Raw genomic sequence first — 23,500 nt, forward strand, 5'->3', positions numbered from 1 at the left:
AGTTTCAAAACTATTGATAATCAAATTTTACAAAGTTATAAACTTATCAAATTGAGCGTTCGTTCGGGGAGGACTCAAATGTTAAAGGTATGAATTTTTATTATATTTTTGCTTTTGCGTAATGTGAGTTAATTATAATTCTTGAAATATACAATGGATTTTTTTAATTAAATATTGATTACAATGATAAAAATATTAGTATTGTTTTTTGGAGTTGTATTGTATGTAAAGGCACAGCACCCTTGTGTAGTATTTGGAAATACCTTAAAAGAGAGTAAGTTAGAGGCGGGTGGTCTACTCGGGTTTAATAATCATCCAAATAATTTATTATTAGATTGGCATAGATTAGAAGCCCCCCTGTGTGGTCCGTTCTCTCCTTTTGTCTCTATTTGTTCTCCCCCTGCAAGTATTATTATAACCGATTCTCTCATACACATACAGTATATAATTCTTGGAAATGATAGAAATGCTATAAAGTATTACTCTACTATACTACATCATGGGGAACAAGAATATAGATTTGAAAAAGAAAGAGATATCAATATAGATATAAAAGAATACCAACATACCGAATCTTATGAAAAAAAAGTTGCTCCCGGTAAATACTTACATAGTATAGAAGGGAGTTTATCACTTGAAAAAATTCAACGGGGAAGAGTAGATGTCGATGTTACCATAATATCTGTTATATGTTACAAATAAAATAATTTTGCATACAATTACAAATGAAAAAAAAACTTATATTAGTAACCAATGATGATGGTATTACCAGTCATGGTATTAGAAAATTAATAGAATTGATGAAACAATTGGGCGACGTAGTAGTAGTAGCTCCCGATAGCCCCCAGTCAGGTATGGGACATGCTATAACAATCGGGAATACACTTCGTTTAGAACAAGAAGATATATTTGAAAATATAGAAGCATATAAATGTAGTGGTACACCCGCAGATTGTGTTAAAATGGGAAAGCATTATGTTTTAAAAGGTAGAAAAATAGACCTCATCGTAAGTGGAGTAAATCATGGAACTAATACTTCTATAAGTGTTCTTTATAGCGGAACTATGTCAGCCGCTATTGAAGGAGCAATGCAAGGAATACCATCTGTAGGATTTTCTCTTTGTGATTTTTCTTCTCAAGCAGATTTATCACACACGGAAGATGTTATTTTATTAATAGCAAGACAAATATTAGAAAAAGGAATTTCCAAAGGAATAGCTCTCAATGTTAATATTCCGCCCAAACAAAAAGAACCCATAAGAGGAATAAAAATTTGCAGGCAAGCAAATGCATCTTGGGAAGAAGTATTTGAAAATAGATTTGACCCGCATGGGAAGCCCTATTTTTGGATGATAGGAAATTTTGTTAACCATGATAAAGGCGAAGACAATGACGAATGGGCTATAATCAATAACTATGTATCTATAGTCCCTTGCCAATATGATTTAACAGCACATCACGTCATAAAACAAATAAACGAAGAATGGGATTTAAATTATTAAACAAAGATGTATAAAAAAACAGAAAAAAATATTTGGGTAGGAAGATATGATGTGTATGACGGAGAATTAGGATACAGATGGCATAACTGTATTCAATTTATAGATATAGAAAATAAAGAATCATTTCCTGGTACTAATTTTGCCATTACCAACGTAGCTTTTTTAGGGTTTTGTTGTGATGAAGGAGTAAGTCGAAATCGTGGAAGAATAGGAGCATCTCATGCACCAAATATCATAAGAAAATTTGCTTCTAATCTTGCTTGGCACTACGATACAAATGTGAAAATATTTGATGCGGGGAATGTATTTTGTGATAATGGAATTCTACCCGAGAGTCAAGAACTATTAGGAAACTGTGTAGATACTCTTTTAAAAAATAATATATTTCCCATACTTCTCGGTGGAGGACATGAGATAGCTTATGGCAACTTTTTAGGAATATATCCACATATTAAAAGAAAAAAATTAGCTATACTCAATATAGATGCTCATTTTGATATGAGAAAAGACCCTAACACTCCCACATCAGGAACCTCATTCTTACAAATATCCGATTTTTTGAAAAATAAAAAAGAAGATTTTCACTATTACTGCTTCGGTATTCAACGATTTGCTAATACAAAAGCTCTTTTTCAAGAAGTGAAAAATAAAGAAGTCACTTTTTTAGAAGCTCAAACTTTACTCAATATGAGCATTCAAAATATACAGCAATATATCCAAGAAACTCTTACTCCATTCGAAGCCGTCTATCTATCCATAGATATGGACTCCATAGATTCTGCTTTTGCACCGGGAGTAAGTGCCCCTTGTGTGCAAGGATTATATCCTCACATAGTATCAGAAATAATAAAAACTGTTCTAAAAACAAAAAAAGTAATCAGTGTAGATATTGCAGAGCTCAATCCCGAATTCGATATAGATAATAGAACAGCAAGATTATCCAGCACCTTTTTATTTGATATAATTAACAGCTCTGTTTTATAACATATCCGATCTAATTTTGCATAACTTTGTGCTTTCTTTGTGAACTTTGTGGTATATGTTTTTATTTTTATTGTTACACAAAAGTCACAAAGAAAACATAAAATATATCTTTACTACTTTTTCTTCTCTTGAAAAAAAATCATAAATCCCATCAAAACTACCAATCCTATTCCCGCCGGAATAAACCACACAGAATCCCAATGTATGATAGAATTGGTAATATTTCCTGCCCCATCTAAAGTTTTTGTAGTATAAGCATCTACTGTTATTCCTGATAATTTTGTTCCGATGACCATTCCTAAGCCATAAGTAGCAAAAGTAAAGAGTCCTTGTGCGGCATTTTTTATTTTTTCTCCCGCTTTTTGCTCTGTATACATATATCCGGTTACAAAAAAGAAATCATAACAAATACCATGCAGAATAATTCCCGCATACAGCATCCATATAAAGTCCGTTGTATTTCCATAAGCAAAACATACATATCTGAGAACCCATGCTCCGATTCCTAATACTAACATTTTCTTAACTCCTATGGTATGGAATAAAAAAGGAATTGCTACAATAAAAACTGCCTCAGAGACCTGTCCTATTGTCATTTTAGAGGTAGCATTTTCTAAACCAACTTCTGTCAAAAATGTATTCGCAAAGCCATAATAAAAAGAAAGAGGAATACATATCAAAATGGCTACTATAAAAAACACAAGATATGCCTTATCTTTCAATAAAACAAGTCCTTCTAATCCTATTGATTTGGAAAGAGACGCTTCTTTATCATATTGAGGAGGAGTATTGGGTAGCACAAAACTATAGATTCCTAAAAAAATGGAAGCCATAGATGCCATTGTAAAAGTACCATTACCACTTCCTATCCCTAATTGGTCTATAGATATTCCTGCGGCTATCCAACCTATAGTTCCAAAGACACGTATCCAAGGAAATTGCTTTCCCGCATCAGACATTTGATAGAACGCCACACTATTAGAAAGGGCAATGGTAGGTGTATACATCAATGAATACAATAATATTACCCAATAAAAACTATCGTTATCCGTAATACGCGTTGCTAAAAATAATAATATTCCTCCAAATATATGGAGTATGCCCATTAACTTTTGTGCTGCAAAAAATCTATCAGCTACCATCCCTATAAAAAAAGGAGAAATCATTGTGGCTATAGCTAAAGACATATAAGCAGAACCAATTTGATCTCCCGTAGAACTTAGATGATCTCGCATGTATGTCCCCATTGTTACATACCACGCTCCCCAAATAAAATACTGGAGAAACATCATCACCATTAATCTAAAATTTGTTATACTATTCATAATAATTGTGTAAGTTGTGTATACTTAAAAAATACTTTTGGCAGAAGAAAAAATTTGTTTGATTTTTATTATTTTTTTGAAATAAAATTTAAAAACATACTAAAAATATCAAATTAAATGTATTTATATAAAATTACATAAAAACAATTTTTTAATCATACAATAATTCATAAAAAACAATGGTACATCAAAAAATTAATATTCGTTTTGGAATAATAACTACCTGTATAATTCTCGTTATGTGCAGTCGTATAGTACCACATATATGGAATTTTACACCTGTGGGAGCAGTTTGTTTATTTGGTTCGGCTTATTTTGAAAAAAAATGGCAGGCATATTTTGTTCCTCTCTTTGCTATTTGGGCAAGCGATATCTATATGAACAATGTTATCTACGGGCAAAATAATACTTTTACACTTTTCTACGACGGCTTCTATTGGCAATATATAGCCTATATACTTATTATTTTTATAGCAGCTTTTCTATTTCAAAAAATAAATGTAGTGCGTGTTCTAGGAGGTTCATTGCTCGCTACGTTTTTATTTTTCTTCGTTTCTAACTTTGGAGTATGGGTAGGGAGCGGTATGTATGCAAAAACTTTACTCGGATTAATAGAATGTTACATAGCAGCCATTCCATTTCTTTGGGCAACTTTTACAAGTGACCTATTATATTCTTCTGTTCTCTTTGGAAGTTTTTCTTTTGCTCAGAAAAAAATCCCTCTTTTGCAAACAAGTTAACCTATTATAATACATAAAAAGTTTCAACCATGATACATACACCACAAACAATATATGATGTTTTTTTAGCATCTACGGGGATAAGCACGGATACAAGAACTCTTCAAAAAGGTTCTTTATTTTTTTGTTTGAGTGGAAAAAATTTTAATGGTAATACCTTTGCCGAAGAAGCTATTCAAAAAGGAGCATCCTATTGCATAATAGATGATGCCAAATTTCAAAAAGATGAAAGATATATTTTAGTAGAAAATGCTTTGAAAACCCTTCAAGATATTGCTCATATTCATAGAAAAAAATGGGGAAAAAGAGTCATTGCCATTACGGGTTCAAATGGCAAAACTACCACTAAAAACCTTATAACTGCCGTTCTTTCTCAAAAATATTCCGTCCTATCCACACAAGGAAATCTCAACAATCACATAGGAGTCCCCCTTACTCTTTTACAATTGAAACCCAAACACGAAAGAGCTGTCATAGAAATGGGTGCCAATAAACCAGGAGATATAGCAGAACTTTGTAGAATAGCTGACCCCGATGATGGCGTTATTACCAATATATCCCACGCTCATTTGGAGCAATTGGGAAGTATAGAAGGAGTTTTTGAGGAAAAAAGAGCTCTCTATGAATACGTAATAAGCAAAAATAGATTCATTTTCATAAACGAAAAAGAAACAAAACTTTGCAATTTCTATGAGTCATATCCTCATAAGTATCTTTTCCCGACAAAACATTGTTTTCCGCAGATAAAAATTGTAGGCAAGACACAGTTTTTGGTACTTAAAATAGAAGGAACAAAATCCTTTACCACTCATATCTTTGGAAAATATAACCTGGATAATATTGCCATTGCTGTTATGTTTGGTTATTTAGAGAAAGTGGACCGAGAAAAAATAGAAAAGGCTCTCAAGAACTTTGTTTTTGAAAATAATCGCTCACAAGTAATCCAAAAAGGCACCAATACCATTATATTAGACGCTTATAATGCTAATCCCGACTCTATGAAATCCGCTCTTTCTCATTTTAAGACCATAGAAGCATCAAAAAAAGTATATATAATAGGTGATATGTTTGAACTGGGCGAACATACCCAGAAAGCACATAAAAATATAGGAAAACTGCTTCAGAATCTTATAGGAAAAAGACCTAATATTACCGTTTTATTCTGTGGTAAAAATATGAAACACGCCTCAGACCAAATGAAAAAGAGTCATTATTTTGAAAGCAGAGAAGCACTTCAAACATTCTTATCACAAACAAAGTTTCAACATACATTTTTTCTCATAAAAGCATCTCGCGGGATGGAATTAGAAAAAGTAATGGAATTTCTTTAGAGAGGGTTCTAAAAATTCAAATCCTAAAAGTAGAAAAATATAATAAAAATTTCATACCTTATTTTTATTTTTGTTAAATCAGCGTTGTAAATTAGTGAAACTTCTCTTTTCAAAAAATGATGAGATGATTCTAAAAAAACGATTTTCCTTTGCGTCCTTGTGTCTTTGGGGTTATAAAGAAACATGAAAAGTAGAATTAACTGCTACAGAATTCAGTGCATTTCTACTCCTTTCCGTTGTAATTTTTTTATGATACTATATAACTACACATTTAAAGAAAACTGCAAAGCAAGAGAGCAAAAATAAAAGATAGTAATGCGTAAATGGGTTATTTTTTATAAAAAATGTATTATACTTATTTTCTTTTAGAAATACATAATACATTCACTTACTCATAAAACTATGCAGTTTCTCTATCCGCAGATATTTTTTGCACTTTTTGCCATTTCAATACCAATCATTATCCATCTTTTTCACATGCGAAAGGCAAAAAAGATATATTTTTCCCAAGTAGATTTCTTGAAAAACATAAGCACCAAGAGTTCTCAAAGATTAAAGATTAAGCATTTCATAACCCTCTTCTTGCGAGTACTGACACTCTTCTTTCTCATCTCTGCCTTTACACAGCCCTTCATCCCCATTCATAAAGACGTCTTGTTCCATAACTCCGTACTTCTTTATATAGATAATTCTTTGAGTATGAGCGTCCCTACGGCACAGGACATTGCTATGTTAGACAATTCGCTTGCCATTGCGGAGCAAATTATTAAAAAATATCCCGATGCCACGCAATTCAAAATCCTTACAAATGAATTCCATTCCGCATCGGAATATTCTCAAAATAAAAAAAATGCTTTAGAAACCGTGAACAAGATACCATATGCTTTTATAGAAAGGAATTATGGGGAGGTGATGCAAAAACTTTTGCAGAGAGTTGATGCCTTGCCAAAAGACATTTATTTGCTATCAGATTTTCAGCAGGCGTTTGGAAATAACGAAAAGAAGGATACTATAAATAGGTATTTTTTTATCAAATCTACGCCTGCGGGAAAGAGTAATATTTTTGTAGATTCGCTTTTCTTGGAAAACCCTTACTTATTTGATAATTACAGCAATAAATTGGTTATTACATTTGGGTATTCGGGGAGCGAGCCACAGTTTAACGTGCCTGTAAAAATCATAATCAATGAAACGCAGGTGATGGCAACCAATATAGATGTGGAGCCGAATGCAAAGAAAAATATTATTTTGACTCTCAATATGCCATTGTCCGAATACAATAAGGGAAAGGTTACGATAGAGGACTACCCGATGGTCTTTGATAACGAATTTAATTTTTCCTTACATAAAACGGAGAAAATAAAAATTATAGAGATAAGAGATGATAATTCCTCCGATTATATCAACAAGGTGTTGGGGAATAGAGAACTCTTTCAGTTTCAGCAATTTCATAAAAATGAAGTAGATTACTCGCAGATGGAAGCAACGGACTTGCTTATATTGAACGAATTGCGAGGCAGTGAAAGTGTGCTTTTTAGAAATATAGAAACGTTTCTGGCACGTGGGGGGAATGTTGTTTTTATCCCTTCTGAAAGGACAGATACTTTGTCCTTAAAAAACACAATCTTTGACCTCAAAAAAAATAATGCTCTCATGGAACTCATAGAGTTATCAAAACCCGATTTTTCCATTCCTTTTTTTAGAGATATAGTGGAGACGGCAAGTGCAGAGATTACATCTTTTCCGCAAGTGTATCCATTCTTTGTTTTTTTACAAAAAGGGAAAACACTCCTTGCCTGTAAGTCAGGAGATTCTTTTTTAACCCAAGTCAATGACAATCTCTACCTTTTTACTACTCCCTTTCAAGAAAAATATAATCAGTTAATGAACCACGCTCTGTTTGTCCCGGTTTTTTATAAAATTGCTTTTAGAAGTAAAAAAACAAATCAGAATCTTTCTTACAGAATAGAAGAGAATCAATGCTCTTATTATAAAGATTCTCTTGTTTTGGATAAACATTATAAATTCAAAAATAATGATAATATAATCATTCCCAATCAGAGAATAGATGGCAATAAAATTTATTTTGATATACCCAAATTGCTTATAAAACCAGGTAATTACGACCTTTTGGAAGATACAAAAATAGTGGGATCTTTCTCTTTCAATATCAGTAAAGCGGAATCTTTATTTGTAGAAACTACAGAAGAAACGCTTGTCTCTGCTTTTCAAAATATCAAATATAAACAGTTTTTTTATGAAGATTCTCCCGAAAGGTTTTCGGAAGATTTGGATACGGCAAGGCAGGGAACGGAACTTTGGCAGTATTGTATTATAATTGCTCTGCTGTGTATCTTTTTAGAAATAATGTCTTTGAAATATCTTTTGTAAAATAAAACGTAATTACATTATGAAATATCAAAATATAAAAGAAGAAGAACTAAAAAACACAGTAGGTAATGATTATTTTTTGTTATATAATTACCGTGAAATAATTGGGAATGTAGATTTTTGCGTTCGTAGGAATGAGAGTCAAAAAGGATTATTTGAAACAGAATCATTCTTGTGGGCGGAAGCAAAAAAGGGTTCGTCTGATATTTACAAGTCCATCGTCCAACTCGTTTTAACCATTGGAAAAGCAAGAACTTTTGATAAGTATTTACCTCCTCACATGTTAGGAGCATTTGACGGAGAAAAAATTGCCTTTATTCCTTATAGCGATATACATGAGGTTTTTTACATCAATGATTTTAATTGGAATGTAGCACCTTCCAATCATGAAACAAGAGAATTTAAACTCATTTATCAAAGAGTAAAGGGAATTATTGATGAAAAAGCCCTTCTGTTTTATTTCCTCAACGATGATAAAGAACTCAAGAAATTTATCAAAGATAATTTCTTTGTGGGGCTTTCTCATCTTACTAAAACCCGAATTGATAAGAATAATTTTATGATTATTTATAACAAATGGCTTCAAACAGTCAAGCCAACCATTGCTGCAAATTGGGAAATTGCTAAAAAGCACGGGATTATTGATGGGGACTTTTACCTTGCCGACCTTATTTCGGAGGATAATATTACCTTGAAAGAAAAATTGTTTGTTTTATTGGAACAGAACCATTATATATTAGAAAGAAAAATTAACGAAGCAGGAATGTTTAATAGCACAAGGACAAATTTTACAGACAAACAAGTAGCTCATACGCAGTTTTGGAATAAATATGAGCGTCCTCCCAAAGAAGAATATCGGGATTATATTGTAAAACGAAGGGATTTGCTCGTTCCCCAAGATGTTCGGGAAAGAAAAGGAAGTTTCTACACCCCACAAATCTGGGTAGAACTCTCTCAAAAGTATTTGGCAGATGTTTTAGGTGTAAATTGGCAGGATGAGTATTATATTTGGGATTGTGCCGCAGGCACGGGCAATTTACTTACAGGATTGACCAACAAGTATAATATTTGGGCTTCTACTTTGGATAAACAAGATGTAGATGTGATGCACGATAGAATTATTAATGGAGCAAATTTACTCTCTAAGCATGTGTTTCAGTTTGATTTTTTGAATGATGATTTTAGTAAGCTTCCCGATCCCTTGCAAAACATTATTAACGACCCTGAAAAGCGTAAAAAATTGGTTATATATATTAATCCGCCGTATGCGGAGGCGGGAAATGTATCTGTAACCGACAAAAGAAAAAATAAAACAAGTGTGGCTACACAAAGTAAGATCTGGGAAAAATATAAAGATAAATTAGGTTTAGCTATTAGAGAGTTATATGCCCAATTTTTTATTCGTGTTTATAGAGAAATTCCTAATTGTATATTAGCATCTTTCAGTACTTTAAAATATATAAATGGTGATGGTTTTGATAAATTTAGAATGGTTTTCAAACCCGTATTCAAAAAAGGGTTTATAGTTCCTGCTATTACTTTTGATAATGTATACGGTGGTTTTCCTATCGGATTTGTAATTTGGCATTTAGAAACACCTCTTGACTTTAAACAGATGCAAACAGATGTTTACAATAAGGAAGGTAAACATATTGGCAGGAAAAATTTTGTTATAGAAAAAACGAAAAGAATTACAGAATGGATAAATAAATATGGATTAAAAAACAAAAATGAAGTAATTGGTTATACGGGTAACAATGGACCTGATTTTCAAAATAATATTTATTTATTAATAAGTAATAAATACAAAATCAATAAAAATGGAGTATCAAATAATGCAACAAAATATAGTATAACCCACGAAAACCTAATTCCATTTGCTATTTACGTTTCCATTCGCCATTGTATAAAAGCTACTTGGCTCAACGATCGCGACCAATTTTTATATCCAAATGATGGTTGGGAAAAGGATACAGAATTTCAAAATGATTGTTTGGCTTTTATTTTATTCCATGGACAAAATAAAATAAGTTCAAAAGAAGGAATAAATAATTGGATACCCTTTACCGAACAAGAAGTAAATGCTCAAGAGAAATTTGAAAGTAATTTTATGAGTAAGTTCATCAGTGGTACATGCAAAGCAGAAACAAATGGGAGTTTGTTAGATTCTCCAAGTCACCGGAAAACACCACTTGTCTTTTCGCAAGAGGCAAAAGCGGTTTTTGATGCGGGGAGAGAGCTTTGGAAATACTATCATACGCAACCCAATTGTAATGTAAATGTCTCTCTGTATGATATAAGAGAACATTTTCAAAAAAGAAATGGAGCAGGCAAAATGAATAGTAAGAGTGATGACGAGACCTATACGAAGTTAATCGGCGAACTGAGAGAAACATTAAAACAGCTTGCAAAAAAAATAGAACCGAAAGTGTATGAATATGAGTTTTTGAAATAAAAAATCTAAAAATTAACTGTAGTATCTAAATAGTTACAAAAATAGGATGATTACAGAATAATTATTTTTTGGTGAGGTTATCCTGTACTTTATTTAAAATAAGTTGGTTGTAAAATTTTGTTTTTCTATTTCTTCTATAAATTTTTGTTTTTCTACGGGAACTACCCCTGGAGATTCGCAAACTAGTCCTCCACCTAAATTAGATAATTGTGCTGTTGTTTTCATATTTATTGAGAGAGCTTCACATAAGGATGCAATACTAATCACAGTATCACCTGCTCCTGATACGTCAGATATTTTTCTGAGGTGTGCGGGGTAATGGTAAAAATTATGTTTATCACAAATGCAAATTCCATTCTCAGAGAGAGTGATCATAGCTTTTTTTATTTGCATTTTTTCGAGAAGCGTTCTTGTGTGTTTTTCTAAATCAAAAAGATTTTTCGCATCAAATTTTATTCCCAATCCTTCTTTCATTTCTTTGAGGTTGGGTTTGAATAGGGTAATTTTTTTGTAGAAAGAAAAGTTTCTATTTTTAGGATCGGCGGTTACGGGGATATTTCTTTTTTCTGCTTCTGTGATAACGTATTCTATTATTTTTTGATTTAAAACACCTTTATCATAGTCCTGAAAAATTATAACATTTGCCATTGGTATGAGTATTTTTAGTTTTTCTAATAGCAAATGTTCTTCATCTTTATCTAATAGATTATCTGTTTCGCTATCCATTCTGAGTACGTGTTGAGAAGAAGATATTATTCTGGTTTTTATGGTAGTGGGTCTTTTATTACTTGTGATAATAAAGGTATTATTTATTTTTTTTTTTTTTAGAATATTAAGAAAAGAGTTGCCTGCTTCATCTTTTCCTACAAAACCACAAAGAAGGGGGGTAGCCCCTAGAGCTTGTATATTAAATGCTACGTTTGCTGCGCCACCTAATCTTTTTTCTTCATGTGTGATATTTACTATGGGAATGGGTGCTTCGGGTGATATGCGTGTTATGGTACCATAAATATATGAATCCAGCATTACATCCCCTATGATAAGTACTTTTAGTTGACCTATTTTTTGGAATAAGTATTCTAAGCTTTGCATGTATGAGGTTGGATTTAGATTATGAAATTATTATGGTATTTTAGTTAATAAAATCACTGATTCAATATATTAATTTACAAAAATACTTTTATATTTAGAAAAATTTTTGATGGCTTCCCCTGTCCCTCTTACTACTGCCCTTAAAGGATCGTCTGCAACCATAACTTTTAATTTTGTTTTATTGGCTATTCTTTTATCTAGTCCTCTTAACAAAGCTCCTCCTCCGGTGAGATATATACCTCTTTCGTATATATCCGATGAGAGTTCGGGTGGAGACATTTCTAATGCTTTTATGATGGCTTCTTCTATTTTTGTTACGGACTTATCTAATGCGAATGCGGCTTCGGTATAAGACATTTTTATTACTTTAGGGATTCCTGTCATTAAATCTCGTCCTCTTACTTCATAGTCAGGTGGTATGTTTTCTGTTAGTTCTGCTATGGCAGATCCTATTTCTGTTTTTATTTTTTCTGCGGTTTTTTCCCCTATGAGTAGGTTATGTTGCCTTCTTACATAATCTAAAATATCTTTGTTCATAGCGTCGCCTGCTATTCGTATGGACTGGTCGCAGACAATTCCTGAGAGAGCTATAACAGCTATTTCCGATGTTCCACCTCCAATATCTACTATCATGTTTCCTATGGGTTGATCTATTTCTATTCCAATACCTATTGCTGCGGCGATGGGTTCATGTATCATATATACTTCTTTAGCGCCAGCGCGTTCTGCAGAATCTCTTACAGCACGTTTTTCCACTTCAGTAATACCTGATGGGATACAGATAGCCATTTTATGATTATGAAATAAAGAAAAGAAAGGATCATTTCCTTTGTAAATAAGTTTTATCATTCCTCTTATCATGAGTTCTGCTGCATAAAAATCAGCTATTACTCCGTCTTTTAAAGGTCTTATAGTTTTAATGTTGTCATGAGTTTTCTCATGCATGAGCATTGCTGCTTTTCCAACAGTTATAAGTGTGTTGGTGTTTTTATCTATTGCGATAATGGAAGGCTCATCTACTACAATAATGTTTTTATGCATTATAAGAGTATTCGCAGTTCCTAAATCTATTGCGATATTACTGGTAAAAAAATCAAATAATCCCATATTCTCTTAGTTGTTTTTATTATATTGAATAAAAAATTTATATGTTTTCATGTTTATTTTATAAAATCTCCGTAACGGTTTGTTTTTATAAGCACTATTATGGTATTTTCATTCCCATAGTCAAATGTTCCTAATAATAATATCTTTTGGTCATGCGTTTCTTTAACCTTTGTAAATTCATCTTCCCCTTCATTTCCAAATAAAAATTTTGGGGTTGCTACTATTTTATTTGTTGTTGCTTCATTTGTATAGGATATAAAAGATACATGAACATTTCCCATAGGGTCTACTTTAAAAAAACTCATCTGTTTTTTCTCATTACTTTGAGAAGGGGTTGTATAATTTCCTGCAAGTATATAATTCTCATCGAGTGTTTTTAAAGTACTTTTTATTTCAAAGTACCCATTTCCTTTAAAAGTGTTTATAATTGTAAATATTCCCGTTTGAGTACTTAAAATGAATGGTATTTTGGATGTTTTACCCGTAGTGTCTATATTCCCAAATATAAGATAATTATTTTCTGCTATTTCATAAACACTATTCATTTGTGCATTAGCTCCCGTTTCAAAAATATATCTTCCGATGGAAGGATTGTTTTTTGCAATAACATCATAATAAAAGATATTTGAATTACTGTTAACGTTTCTGTAACTTTTTGTATTTCCAAAAACAAGTATTCTACCATTTTTTTTATAAATAGTAGATATTGCTTTATCTTCTTTTCCTTCACCTCTCCATGTGATGTCTACTTTATATTGAGACGTATCATATTTATTAACACTGTTTGTTCCTTTTATGTTCAATACGATTTCTAATACATCTTCAAAATCTTCGTTGTTATTATATTCTTTTTGGGCTACTATATTATTTGTATAACCTGTAATAATAAATTCGTTTGGTGTTTCTGTTTCTATAATATCCGTTGCTATATCTTTGATGGGAGTTCCTTGTTGTGTGCTTTGTCCCGTTGTTATTTCAATAATATTTTCTTCTTTGAAGTTCTTATCAAGTTTCCAAATAACTATGCTGCTTTCATCTTCATTATATTGTATATGAGAAAGTATTATATATCCTTTTTTGTCTTTGGTTTCTATTATTTTAGAAGGAACATCTTTAGAATCTCTAGAATTGTTGCTCCTTTCTTCTTTTTTATGGTAAAGAACTGTACCAGATACTTCATTCCCATCATCATTTGTAATTATTAATAATATTCCTTCGAGTGCTTTACCAGATGATTCTTCAGTAGTCGTTCCCAATAAAATATATTTATTGTCTTGGGAAATTATGAAATCTACCGCCTTACATTTTTTATGGGTTGTATAATATTTTATAAAAACATCTTTGGTATCTGCTCCTTCGTTATTATTTAAGCAGGAATTAAATAACAATATTATAAGTATATATACAATATATTTTTTTTGTTTCATTAATATTAATTATAATGTATTTGGTTGAGTTCTAAAAAATTATTTTTATTATTTTGAAATGGAAAGAATATACGAAAATACTTTACTCTTTTTCATAATTTTAACACAAAAAATAAATTTTTCGCATTTTTTACATTCTGTTTTCATTTTTCTATGTTTTTTATTGCTTACAATATGTGTTTTTAACTATTTAAAACATAATGTTATATATTTTTTCATATTAAAATAGAATATGAATAAAGTAGAAATTTAGAAAACAAATATACCGCTTTTATCCTTAGAAAAGAGAAGCATCATAACAGAGACAACGAGACCCTCTATCTTTTTTTTGGGTTTTTATGTATTCTTTGTATCTTTTGTGAAATTGTAAAAATAAAAAAACTATTTCATAAAGCTCCACAAAGCACTACAAAATAAAATAGAACTTTTTCTATTTAAATGACTCCATTTTGGGTTATCACTTCCCAATAGAAAAAATATCCTATTTTTTCATAAAAAACTTGAATCTTTTTTACATAAATCAATATTGAATTTTAAAATCTATTGATAACCAAAGAGTTACAAAATACAGATCTATCAAAAGTGCCTTTTGTGGTGTTCTTTATCTACTATAAAATCTGAGAAAAGAAGATTTTATATTTTATTTTTATAAAATAAGTGTTTTTTGGTTTGAAAATGATAAAAAAACATTTTTATTTTGTGTAAAAAATAAAAAAAAAGAAAAAGAGTTTTAATTGCATTTTTTAGTACTATATAAATTATTATTTACTTAATTAAAATTATAATGAAAAACAATTTACTTTTATGTTTAGTAATGCTCTTTTGTATTTCTTTCAATGGAATTGCACAAAGAGTAGTAACAGGAAAGGTTCAGGATGCTGGTGACGGTAGCCCTATCCCTGCTGTTAATATTATAGTTCAAGGTACAAGCGTCGGTACTACTACAGATTTAGATGGAAATTTTAGGTTAGAAATAGCAAGTTCCATTGAAAACCCTATATTAGTATTTTCGTATATATCTTATACATCTCAGGAGGTGGCTGTTCCTGCATCTAATTATTTAGAAATAAAATTAGAGGCATCAACGAGTCAGTTAGATGAAATAGTAGTTTCTACCGGTCGTGGTGCAGAAAGAACAATTACCGATACCCCTCTACCAATAGATAATATTACGTTTCAAGAGATGCAAACTACAGGACAAGTTTCCTTTGATAGGGCACTCCAATATAGAATACCATCTTTTAATACCGTAAATACTCCGGTAAACGATGCAACTTCTCTTTTAGATCCTTATGAGATAAGAAACCTTGGTCCAAGTAGAACCCTTATCCTTATTAATGGGAAAAGGAAAAATTTAAGTTCTTTGGTATATACTCAAACATCCCCTGGAAGAGGTGAGACAGGCGCAGACCTTTCGGCTATCCCTTCTGATGCTATCGCAAGGGTAGAAATTTTAAGAGATGGAGCATCTGCTCAGTATGGTTCTGATGCTATTGCAGGTGTTATGAATATCATACTCAAAGATAAATTTGAATACAGTGATGTAAAACTTAATATGGGACTCACTCATCAAGGAGATGGTGCTTTATTAGGTGTAAATCTCAACAGCGGTGCTAATTTTGGAAATAAAGGATATTTTAATTATCATATTTCTTTTACCAAACAAACATCTTCTAATAGACCAGGAACAGTAGATGCAAATTATGAAGCAAGTTCTAACGGATTTGGAGATGACACACCCGCAACAACAGCTCTTATTAAGAAATTTTTAGCAAAATATCCCGATGGACGTAATAGAAATGAACAACCTGATAACACTTCTGCTAAATTTTTAGTAAATGGAGGCATACCTTTAGGAGAAAAAACAGATGTCTATTTTAATGCAGCATACGTCTATAGAAAAGCAATTAGCCATGCAAACTACCGTGTTCCTTATTGGAAAAAAGATTATGGGTTATTAAGCGATAGAGTATCTGACCCTACCAATTATACAGGGGATGCTAATGCTATTTATAATGGTTATGAAGGATATCATCCTACTTTTGAAGGGGATCTGAATGATTATAATGGAACATTAGGTATCAAAACCCTGAAAAATGGATGGAAGCATGATATTAGTTTTACCGTAGGTGGCAATAGAATGTTATTTACCGTAAATAACACTGTAAACCATGATCTAAGAGAAAAAAGCCCCGTATCTTTCAAACCAGGAGGATTTGCTTTTGACCATATAGTAGGTAATATAGATATTTCTAAAAATATAGTTTCTAACCTTCATATAGGATTTGGCTCTGAGTTAAGAACAGAAACGTATCAAATAATAGAAGGAGACGAATCATCTTATAATGGACAAGGTTCTAATTCATTCCCTGGTTTTAATAAAAGAAACGCCATCAAAGCATCGCGTTATAACATAGGAGCATACGTAGACCTTACTTGGGATATTACAAAGGATTTATTATTAGGCGGAACAGCAAGAATAGAGAATTATAGCGACTTTGGTTCTGCTTTTGTTTGGCGTGCTAATGCCCGATACAAAATAGCCAATGTATTAACTCTCAGAGGTTCTGTTTCTACGGGATTTAGAGCACCCACTCTTCACCAATTTAATCTTTCTCTGAACCAAGCATCTTTTCAAGGAAGCGATATAGTTATCACAGGTTTAGCAAATAACTATAGTAGAGAAGCATCAATATTAGGAATTCCAAAACTCAAGCCCGAACAATCTTTGAATCTCACGGGAGGAGTAGGAATCAACCCTAATAGAGATTTTTCCATTACCTTAGACTATTATTATATTACGATTACGGATAGAATTTTATACAGTGCACAGATTCAAAATCCAGGAGATGCATCAGCACTTGCAACTTTATTAAACCAAGCAGGGACTTCGGGCATAAGTTTTTTTGTGAACGGATATAATACCACCACACAGGGAGTAGATATAGTAGCAAGTTATAAAAATATATCTTTAGGTTCTACTAAATTGGGAATAAATTTTGCAGGAAACTACCTCATAGAAAATAAATTAAACGAAGAGGCAGCAACCCCTGAAAAAATCAAATCTCAAAAAGATATAAACGGAAAATCTGCAAGTATCAGTAATGCTACGGTAGAAGCACTTACCTTTACCAGCAGACCTCAGTATAAGTTTATATTAGGATTAGATTGGACAATAAAGAAATTCAGTATCAACCTCAATAATACTCTTTTTGGACCTGTAAAATTCAGAAACGCAGATCTAGGAAAGTATATTACAGATATAGAAACTCAATTTCAACCAAGAGTAGTCACCGATTTAGGGTTTATGTTTCAATTTACCAGCAAATTGAGTGCTTCTTTCACTGTCCAAAACCTACTTAATGTCCTACCCAAGTATGAATTAGTAGGTCTTACTGATGTTGGGAAAGCAGCTCTTAATGACGGTACCATAAAAAACAAACTTGTAAATGATATTACTTTTAATGGGAGATACCCCGTTACCACTTACGATGGTTCACATTTTAGCCAATTAGGAACTACCTTCCAAGCACAGGTAGTTTATAAATTTTAGATTTTTTTTACTGTTATTTAGATAAAAAATAGGAGTGTAGCAATACGCTCCTATTTCTTTTTGTGAGTATTATAGAAACAAATGAAGTTTTAAGTGAAAAATCATATGAAAATAATCATAAATGAATCTATTTTATCACTATAAAAATGCAATTCTTTACTATTCTTTATAATTTTTAGTTTTATGAAAAAGTAAAAAATATAACCTATTGCTATTAAAAATATATTACTTACAATAACCAGTCCACTTTATTATATATAATTATGATATCGTTAATCCAGTACAATGAAAAAGACCACAAATCTTTTTCTTCTATCTCCCCAATGGAAGCATTTAATCTTATAAAACCTGATTTTGTAAATTGGATAGACATAGAAACTACCAAAAAAGAAGTTGTGGAAGAAGCCGCTAATTTTTTTGATATACACCCTCTTATTGTAGAAGATATACTCAATTTAGACCACCTTCCTCGGTATGAACAATTTCAAAACCATATTTTCTTTACCGTAAAAATGCTTTCCTATAATGCAGCAACAGAAACAATAGAAGTAGAACATTTAAGCATTGTTATAGGCAATAATACCATTATTACTTTTCAAGAAGGTTTAGAAGGGGATGTTTTTGAAATACTCAGAGAAAGAATATCAATAGGAAAAGGATTAACCCGAAAATACAAAGCCGACTACCTTTTTTACCAAATTCTCAATAGCATTGTTTCCCATTACTTTTCTACTATGGAGCATCTACGCGATAAAATGGAAAGAATTGAGAATAATTTAGTCCAAAATCCTCATACTCCAAAGGCAGTAGAAAGTATAATGGAAATAAAAAAAGAAATAAATATATTAAGAAAATATACTTTGCCCACTCGGGATGCCGTCAATAAATTTAGGATAGAAGCCGTCTCATTTATTAATAAAACATCTGTAAATTATTTTACAGATATATCCAATGATTTAGACCATATTATTTCTCACTTCAATACAGCACGAGATATTCTGAAAGACCTTATGGACCTCAATAATGCCAACCTCAATAACGAAACGAACCGCATTATGAAAGCACTTACCATCTTATCAGGTATATTTATCCCCCTTACTTTTATAACGGGTATTTATGGAATGAATTTTGATTTTATCCCTTATATACACGATAGCTCCGCTTTCTATCTTTTATGCTTTATTATGGGAGCATTTGCTTTTGCTTCGTTTCTCTTTATGAAAAAAATGAAATGGTTCTAAGCAATGTATCCTCTAGTCCCCCTCCTTTGTTCAAAGCAAAAATATTCATTTTTTATTTTCTATTATCCTCCTCTTATTATGGATATAGTCAAAAAAAAGTAATAACTTATTACCCAGCTGATATAGAAAATCCTCCTTTGAAAAAAGAAGAATACTCCATCGCCACCGATGATAGCACGGATATAGAAGGAATCTATACCCTGTTTCATAAAAATGGAAAGAGTATTCTTATAGGAAACTATACCCGTGGCAAAAAAAATGGTCTGTTCACCAATTACTATGATAATGGAAAACTACAAAGAAAAACTTTCTATGCAAATGGTAAAAAGCAAGGACAGACATATATTTTTTATGAATACGGAGGAATATTGCAAAAAGCATCTTTTGTAAATGATACTCTGCACGGAGAAATTATTACTTATTACGAAGATTCCACTAAAATAAAGACATATAGTGTTTTTGAAAAAGGAACTCCCAAAGGATGTGTGAAAGAATTTTATGAAAATGGCAATCTTAAACAAAGTATCCCCTATAAAAACGGAATACAAGAAGGAATGACTGAATCTTTCTATCAAAATGGAATTAAAAAATCAGAAATTCTGTATATAAATGGGGAACAAAATGGGGATTATATACTCTATTATCCTAATGGAAATAAAAAGTCAGAATCCTTTTTGGTAGATAAAAAGCGAATTTATAAAACATACTCTCTCGATGGAAAACTTATATCTGAAAAAACAATAAAATAACAGAGCAAAATAAAAAAACTGTATTCAAAAAGTATATAGTGTCTGCAAGAAGGCTCTTAATTTTTAAATTTTATTCATTTTTTGGAATATTTTTTTGTAATGAAAGAGAATGTCTAAAAATTCTTTTTTATAGAAATATTGCATTTTAAACCTCTCGATAATCAAATTTTACAAAATTACGAGTGTATCAAAAAAGATTTTTGGGGCATACTCAACGTGAGAGTTTTATCAATTTGTTATTTTTTTGATAATTGCTAAAGGAAAAAGATTGGTATGAGGGGATTTTTAGAATTAAAATTCAATAGAATTCCAAATGCTCAATTCAGCACTTCTGCCGCACCATGCTATCTGCTGCCCTTTTTGTCTGTATTTATTTTTGTTCTTTTAATCAATTTTATAATTTCAAACCAAATTACTGAAATGAAACCAATTGCAATACAAGTTGATAATTGAGTGGAATTCAATGCCTCAAATTCAAAAAAAACTGTCAAAGGTTTTACATAAAGTAAAAGTCCTACAATAGCTATGGTTATAAAAATGATAAATAAAACCATAGTATTCTTATAAAATAATGTGGTAAATATGGAATAATAAAAAGAACGATTTATTAAAGTCAAGAAGATATTTGAGGCTATTAAAACTGTAAAAGTCATTGTCCTAGTCAATGCTTCATCATAACCATTCATAACAGAAAGCTGGTAAACACATAAAATTCCTGCGGCTATCACTAACCCTTGTATAATGCTTGTAGAAAGTTCCTTCCAATTAAAGAAAGTAGTTGTCAATGCCTTAGGTTTCTGCAACATCGTATTTTTCTCCATCGGTTCATTTTCATAAATAATAGAACAGGTTGGTCCCATTATTATTTCTAAAAATAGAATGTGGATGGGTGAAAATATATTGGGATAAATCCATCCTAAAGCTAAAGGAATAAAGACCGTTAAGATTATAGAGATGTGAATGGATATTATGTATTGAATTGCCTTTTTGAGGTTGGTATAAATTTTTCTGCCCATTGCTACCGCATGAACCATTTTAGACAAATCATCTTCCAATAAAATCAACGATGCGGCTTGCTTAGCTATTTCTGTTCCTTTTTTGCCCATTGCAATACCAATATGTGCTGCTTTCAAGGCTGGTCCATCATTCACACCATCGCCTGTCATGGCTACTATTTGATTATTAGATTTTAAAGCATTAATTATTTTTAGTTTGGCTTCGGGAAACATACGGGTAAAAATAGATGTATTCATAACGCAATGTTTTAATTCATTATCATTTAATTTCATTAACTCATCGCCTGTAATAGTTTTCTCGTAATCTTTAAATCCAATTTGTTTTGCAATAGCTACAGTAGTCGCTGTATTATCACCTGTTATAATTTTTACGGCAATGCCTGCGGCATAAAAATTTTGTAAAACTTTTTGAATGTTTTTTTTTGGAGGGTCGTAAAAGGCAACAATGCCTTTAAATTCAAATGGCAAATCTTGTTGTTTTTGGGGATAATTTTCTCCTTCCAAACCCGATATACCAACACCCAGCACTCTAAATCCATCATTTGTTAGTTGATGAATGGCATTATATATTTGTTGAATTTCAGCGGGGCTTAATGTCGATACCTTTATTAATGCTTCAGGTGCACCTTTGGTTGCTATTATTCTATTTCCTTTTTTATCTTGAAATATATGTGTCATCATAGGCGGTTTGCCACTCAACGGGTATTCGTGTACAAGTATGTAATTTTTCCTTTCATCTGTTTGATGATGATTAATATAGGTTTGATGTAACGCAAGTTCCATTGGGTCAAATGGAATAGGTTCACTTGCAAACATTGCAATTTTTATAAGTTCTTTTTCTTCTTCATTCAAGTTGTCGTTGGAATTAAATATTTTATTGCTTTTCAAAATAAATATTTTTGCCAAACTCATTTTGTTTTCGGTAATTGTTCCTGTTTTGTCGGTACAAATAACCGTGGCACTACCCAAAGTTTCTACGGTTTTCATTTGCTTTACCACAATGCCCATTTTCATTAAACGCCATGCGCCCAATGCCATAAAAGTGGTAAAAGCCACAGGAATTTCTTCGGGTAAAATGCTCATAGCTAAAGTAAGGGATTGCAATAAACTGGTCAGCAGATCTTGAGAATGTAAATAATTAATTGCCCAAACAATTACAAAAACCACAGCACCTGCAATTGCCATATTCTTTACAAAGTTTGCAATTTGAATTTCCAAAGGAGTTTTTTCTTCACTAATACCTTCTAAACTTGTTCCAATTTTACCTAAATTGGTTTGGTTGCCAGTAGATGTTATTGTCGCAATAGCTAAACCACTTGCAACAGTTGTTCCTCTGTAAACAAATTTATCTTCTTTGGTTTTATCCTTAAAAACAGCAAATGATTCACCTGTAAGTATAGATTCATTGACTGAAAAATCATTTGATTGAATGATAATGCCATCAGCACTTATAGATGTACCTTCTTCCACTATCATGCTATCTCCAACAACCAAATATTCACTTTTAATTTCTTCTACTTTTCCATTGCGAATAACTTTGCAATTAGGTTGTGAAAAATCTTTCAGTTTTTCTAATGCATTCTTGCTCCTAGAATATTGATATAATGAAATAGAAGTTTGAAATACAATGGCAACGGCAAGAAAAATTCCGTCACCTGTTTTTCCACTGATAAAATAAATGGAAGAAGCCACCAACAATAAAACCATCATTGGGTCTTTGCTAATACGTTTTACGGTGTCTAAGAAATTATTTTCTTTTTTATAATCTAACTTATTTTTTCCAAATTTTTTCCTCGCAAGTATAACCTTCTCGTTTGTTAACCCTAATATGTTGAAATGATTTGCTGACATTTTCAAAGATAGTATTTATTTATGTAATTTTGTTAGGGTTGCCAATCCAATAAGGAAAAGATAAAAGCAGTACAATACGTAAAACGTAGAATGTTAAACACTTGCATTGTTTGAAGTTTAATGGTGCATAACGAAAAATTATTGGTGGCGTTGCTTTTTTTGTGGGGTTTCAAGGCACAAATGTCCGTTTTCTCACAAATGCCCCCTTCTTGCACAAAGTATCAAGTTCGCACGAAAGCCGGCAATTATCGACTATTATATGTTAGGTGCATTTAATGTATCATATCAAATTGAACCCGAATATGATAATGATTTAATAAATTTCCCCATAAATTCAAAATCCGGTTCGCCATCTTTTTCAGGTAATTTTATACTTATTTGTTTCATTCTTGTTTGCTACACTTTCTACCATAATTGTAACGATATTGTTCTAAATTCAAAATTGTTACAATAAACATTTCGATATATTTATTCATTTTAAAATTGGGTGCGAGTTTTTCTACGTGGTCGTTTGCCGAAAAAATTTTATTCAAAATAAATTTTCCAATAACCGTTTTTATCTGAATTTTCAGTATCAATAATTATTTCACCTTCGGCGTATCCATCAGAAATTGCTTTTGCTATTCTTTTTAATTCAAAATAAGGAATATCAGATTTTTTAACATCTTTAAATGCTATTACAAAACCTGTTTCAATTGCTTTTGAAATATCTTGTAAAATTGTTTCGTTTATCATA

The 23,500-nt window shown here is 31.6% G+C and carries 16 protein-coding genes; 10 read left to right on the plus strand and 6 right to left on the minus strand.

Annotated elements, in window-relative coordinates:
• The first annotated feature begins 183 nt into the window (after nucleotides 1-183).
• From QM536_02940 to hutG, 3 genes are read left to right on the plus strand one after another with little or no spacing between them, the layout of a single operon-like run.
• On the plus strand, nucleotides 184-702 hold the full coding sequence (locus tag QM536_02940) for a hypothetical protein (GenBank protein ID MDI9355965.1): 519 nt from the start codon (nucleotides 184-186) through the stop codon (nucleotides 700-702).
• 23 nt (nucleotides 703-725) lie between these two features.
• Entirely contained in the window at nucleotides 726-1,502 is a 777-nt protein-coding gene (surE, locus tag QM536_02945) for a 5'/3'-nucleotidase SurE (GenBank protein ID MDI9355966.1), read from the plus strand.
• Between the two features lie 6 nt (nucleotides 1,503-1,508).
• A complete protein-coding gene (gene hutG, locus QM536_02950) occupies nucleotides 1,509-2,486 on the plus strand; it encodes a formimidoylglutamase (protein ID MDI9355967.1) in 978 nt (325 codons plus the stop codon).
• Between the two features lie 113 nt (nucleotides 2,487-2,599).
• Here hutG and QM536_02955 read toward each other — a convergent pair whose 3' ends face one another.
• Nucleotides 2,600-3,811, minus strand: coding sequence for a nucleoside permease (locus QM536_02955; protein ID MDI9355968.1), 1,212 nt, complete (start codon nucleotides 3,809-3,811; stop codon nucleotides 2,600-2,602).
• A gap of 179 nt (nucleotides 3,812-3,990) precedes the next feature.
• Between QM536_02955 and QM536_02960 the strand changes: the two genes are divergently transcribed.
• The 4 genes from QM536_02960 to QM536_02975 all read left to right on the plus strand — a co-directional run bounded on the left by QM536_02960 (nucleotide 3,991) and on the right by QM536_02975 (nucleotide 10,728).
• Nucleotides 3,991-4,551 (plus strand): hypothetical protein, encoded by a 561-nt coding sequence (locus QM536_02960; protein ID MDI9355969.1) that lies wholly within the window; start codon nucleotides 3,991-3,993, stop codon nucleotides 4,549-4,551.
• Between the two features lie 29 nt (nucleotides 4,552-4,580).
• On the plus strand, nucleotides 4,581-5,882 hold the full coding sequence (murF, locus tag QM536_02965) for a UDP-N-acetylmuramoyl-tripeptide--D-alanyl-D-alanine ligase (GenBank protein ID MDI9355970.1): 1,302 nt from the start codon (nucleotides 4,581-4,583) through the stop codon (nucleotides 5,880-5,882).
• A gap of 402 nt (nucleotides 5,883-6,284) precedes the next feature.
• On the plus strand, nucleotides 6,285-8,273 hold the full coding sequence (locus QM536_02970) for a BatA domain-containing protein (protein ID MDI9355971.1): 1,989 nt from the start codon (nucleotides 6,285-6,287) through the stop codon (nucleotides 8,271-8,273).
• Nucleotides 8,274-8,292: 19 nt separating this feature from the next.
• A complete protein-coding gene (locus QM536_02975) occupies nucleotides 8,293-10,728 on the plus strand; it encodes a hypothetical protein (protein MDI9355972.1) in 2,436 nt (811 codons plus the stop codon).
• 93 nt (nucleotides 10,729-10,821) lie between these two features.
• Here QM536_02975 and QM536_02980 read toward each other — a convergent pair whose 3' ends face one another.
• The 3 genes from QM536_02980 to QM536_02990 form a co-directional block, all read right to left on the minus strand.
• Nucleotides 10,822-11,820: a bifunctional ADP-heptose synthase gene (locus tag QM536_02980; GenBank protein MDI9355973.1), complete on the minus strand. Its 999-nt coding sequence runs from the start codon at nucleotides 11,818-11,820 to the stop codon at nucleotides 10,822-10,824.
• A gap of 69 nt (nucleotides 11,821-11,889) precedes the next feature.
• Nucleotides 11,890-12,927, minus strand: a complete 1,038-nt coding sequence (locus tag QM536_02985) for a rod shape-determining protein (GenBank protein MDI9355974.1) — start codon at nucleotides 12,925-12,927, stop codon at nucleotides 11,890-11,892.
• A 53-nt stretch (nucleotides 12,928-12,980) separates the two neighbouring features.
• The gene (locus QM536_02990) at nucleotides 12,981-14,354 is read right to left on the minus strand and encodes a hypothetical protein (protein MDI9355975.1); all 1,374 of its coding nucleotides are present in this window, start codon (nucleotides 14,352-14,354) and stop codon (nucleotides 12,981-12,983) included.
• 784 nt (nucleotides 14,355-15,138) lie between these two features.
• On the opposite strand from QM536_02990, the gene QM536_02995 reads away from it, so the two are divergent.
• From QM536_02995 to QM536_03005, 3 genes are all read left to right on the plus strand, one after another.
• Nucleotides 15,139-17,907 (plus strand): TonB-dependent receptor, encoded by a 2,769-nt coding sequence (locus QM536_02995; protein MDI9355976.1) that lies wholly within the window; start codon nucleotides 15,139-15,141, stop codon nucleotides 17,905-17,907.
• Nucleotides 17,908-18,170: 263 nt separating this feature from the next.
• Nucleotides 18,171-19,148 carry a magnesium/cobalt transporter CorA gene (gene corA / locus QM536_03000; protein MDI9355977.1) on the plus strand — a complete coding sequence of 326 codons (978 nt, stop codon included), beginning with the start codon at nucleotides 18,171-18,173 and terminating at the stop codon, nucleotides 19,146-19,148.
• On the plus strand, nucleotides 19,139-19,897 hold the full coding sequence (locus QM536_03005; GenBank protein ID MDI9355978.1) for a toxin-antitoxin system YwqK family antitoxin: 759 nt from the start codon (nucleotides 19,139-19,141) through the stop codon (nucleotides 19,895-19,897). Before corA ends, QM536_03005 begins: the two co-directional genes overlap by 10 nt.
• A 344-nt stretch (nucleotides 19,898-20,241) precedes the next feature.
• Here the strand turns inward: QM536_03005 and QM536_03010 are convergent, their stop codons facing one another.
• Both QM536_03010 and QM536_03015 read right to left on the minus strand, forming a co-directional pair.
• The gene (locus QM536_03010; GenBank protein MDI9355979.1) at nucleotides 20,242-22,764 is read right to left on the minus strand and encodes a cation-translocating P-type ATPase; all 2,523 of its coding nucleotides are present in this window, start codon (nucleotides 22,762-22,764) and stop codon (nucleotides 20,242-20,244) included.
• A 525-nt stretch (nucleotides 22,765-23,289) separates the two neighbouring features.
• Nucleotides 23,290-23,499, minus strand: coding sequence for a hypothetical protein (locus QM536_03015; GenBank protein MDI9355980.1), 210 nt, complete (start codon nucleotides 23,497-23,499; stop codon nucleotides 23,290-23,292).
• Nucleotide 23,500 lies beyond the last annotated feature (1 nt).

It is taken from the genome of Chitinophagaceae bacterium, assembly GCA_030053935.1.
Taxonomy (GTDB): domain Bacteria; phylum Bacteroidota; class Bacteroidia; order Cytophagales; family JASGCU01; genus JASGCU01.

What these genes read in the sequence shown, in the direction of transcription:
- QM536_02955 (MDI9355968.1), bottom strand. Translation starts at nt 3,811, where the DNA reads ATGAATAGTATAACAAATTTTAGATTAATGGTGATGATGTTTCTCCAG.
- QM536_03015 (MDI9355980.1), bottom strand. Translation starts at nt 23,499, where the DNA reads ATGATAAACGAAACAATTTTACAAGATATTTCAAAAGCAATTGAAACA.
- hutG (MDI9355967.1), top strand. Translation starts at nt 1,509, where the DNA reads ATGTATAAAAAAACAGAAAAAAATATTTGGGTAGGAAGATATGATGTG.
- QM536_02960 (MDI9355969.1), top strand. Translation starts at nt 3,991, where the DNA reads ATGGTACATCAAAAAATTAATATTCGTTTTGGAATAATAACTACCTGT.
- QM536_02985 (MDI9355974.1), bottom strand. Translation starts at nt 12,927, where the DNA reads ATGGGATTATTTGATTTTTTTACCAGTAATATCGCAATAGATTTAGGA.
- surE (MDI9355966.1), top strand. Translation starts at nt 726, where the DNA reads ATGAAAAAAAAACTTATATTAGTAACCAATGATGATGGTATTACCAGT.
- QM536_02940 (MDI9355965.1), top strand. Translation starts at nt 184, where the DNA reads ATGATAAAAATATTAGTATTGTTTTTTGGAGTTGTATTGTATGTAAAG.
- QM536_03010 (MDI9355979.1), bottom strand. Translation starts at nt 22,764, where the DNA reads ATGTCAGCAAATCATTTCAACATATTAGGGTTAACAAACGAGAAGGTT.
- corA (MDI9355977.1), top strand. Translation starts at nt 18,171, where the DNA reads ATGATATCGTTAATCCAGTACAATGAAAAAGACCACAAATCTTTTTCT.
- QM536_02995 (MDI9355976.1), top strand. Translation starts at nt 15,139, where the DNA reads ATGAAAAACAATTTACTTTTATGTTTAGTAATGCTCTTTTGTATTTCT.
- QM536_02990 (MDI9355975.1), bottom strand. Translation starts at nt 14,354, where the DNA reads ATGAAACAAAAAAAATATATTGTATATATACTTATAATATTGTTATTT.
- QM536_03005 (MDI9355978.1), top strand. Translation starts at nt 19,139, where the DNA reads ATGGTTCTAAGCAATGTATCCTCTAGTCCCCCTCCTTTGTTCAAAGCA.
- QM536_02980 (MDI9355973.1), bottom strand. Translation starts at nt 11,820, where the DNA reads ATGCAAAGCTTAGAATACTTATTCCAAAAAATAGGTCAACTAAAAGTA.
- murF (MDI9355970.1), top strand. Translation starts at nt 4,581, where the DNA reads ATGATACATACACCACAAACAATATATGATGTTTTTTTAGCATCTACG.
- QM536_02970 (MDI9355971.1), top strand. Translation starts at nt 6,285, where the DNA reads ATGCAGTTTCTCTATCCGCAGATATTTTTTGCACTTTTTGCCATTTCA.
- QM536_02975 (MDI9355972.1), top strand. Translation starts at nt 8,293, where the DNA reads ATGAAATATCAAAATATAAAAGAAGAAGAACTAAAAAACACAGTAGGT.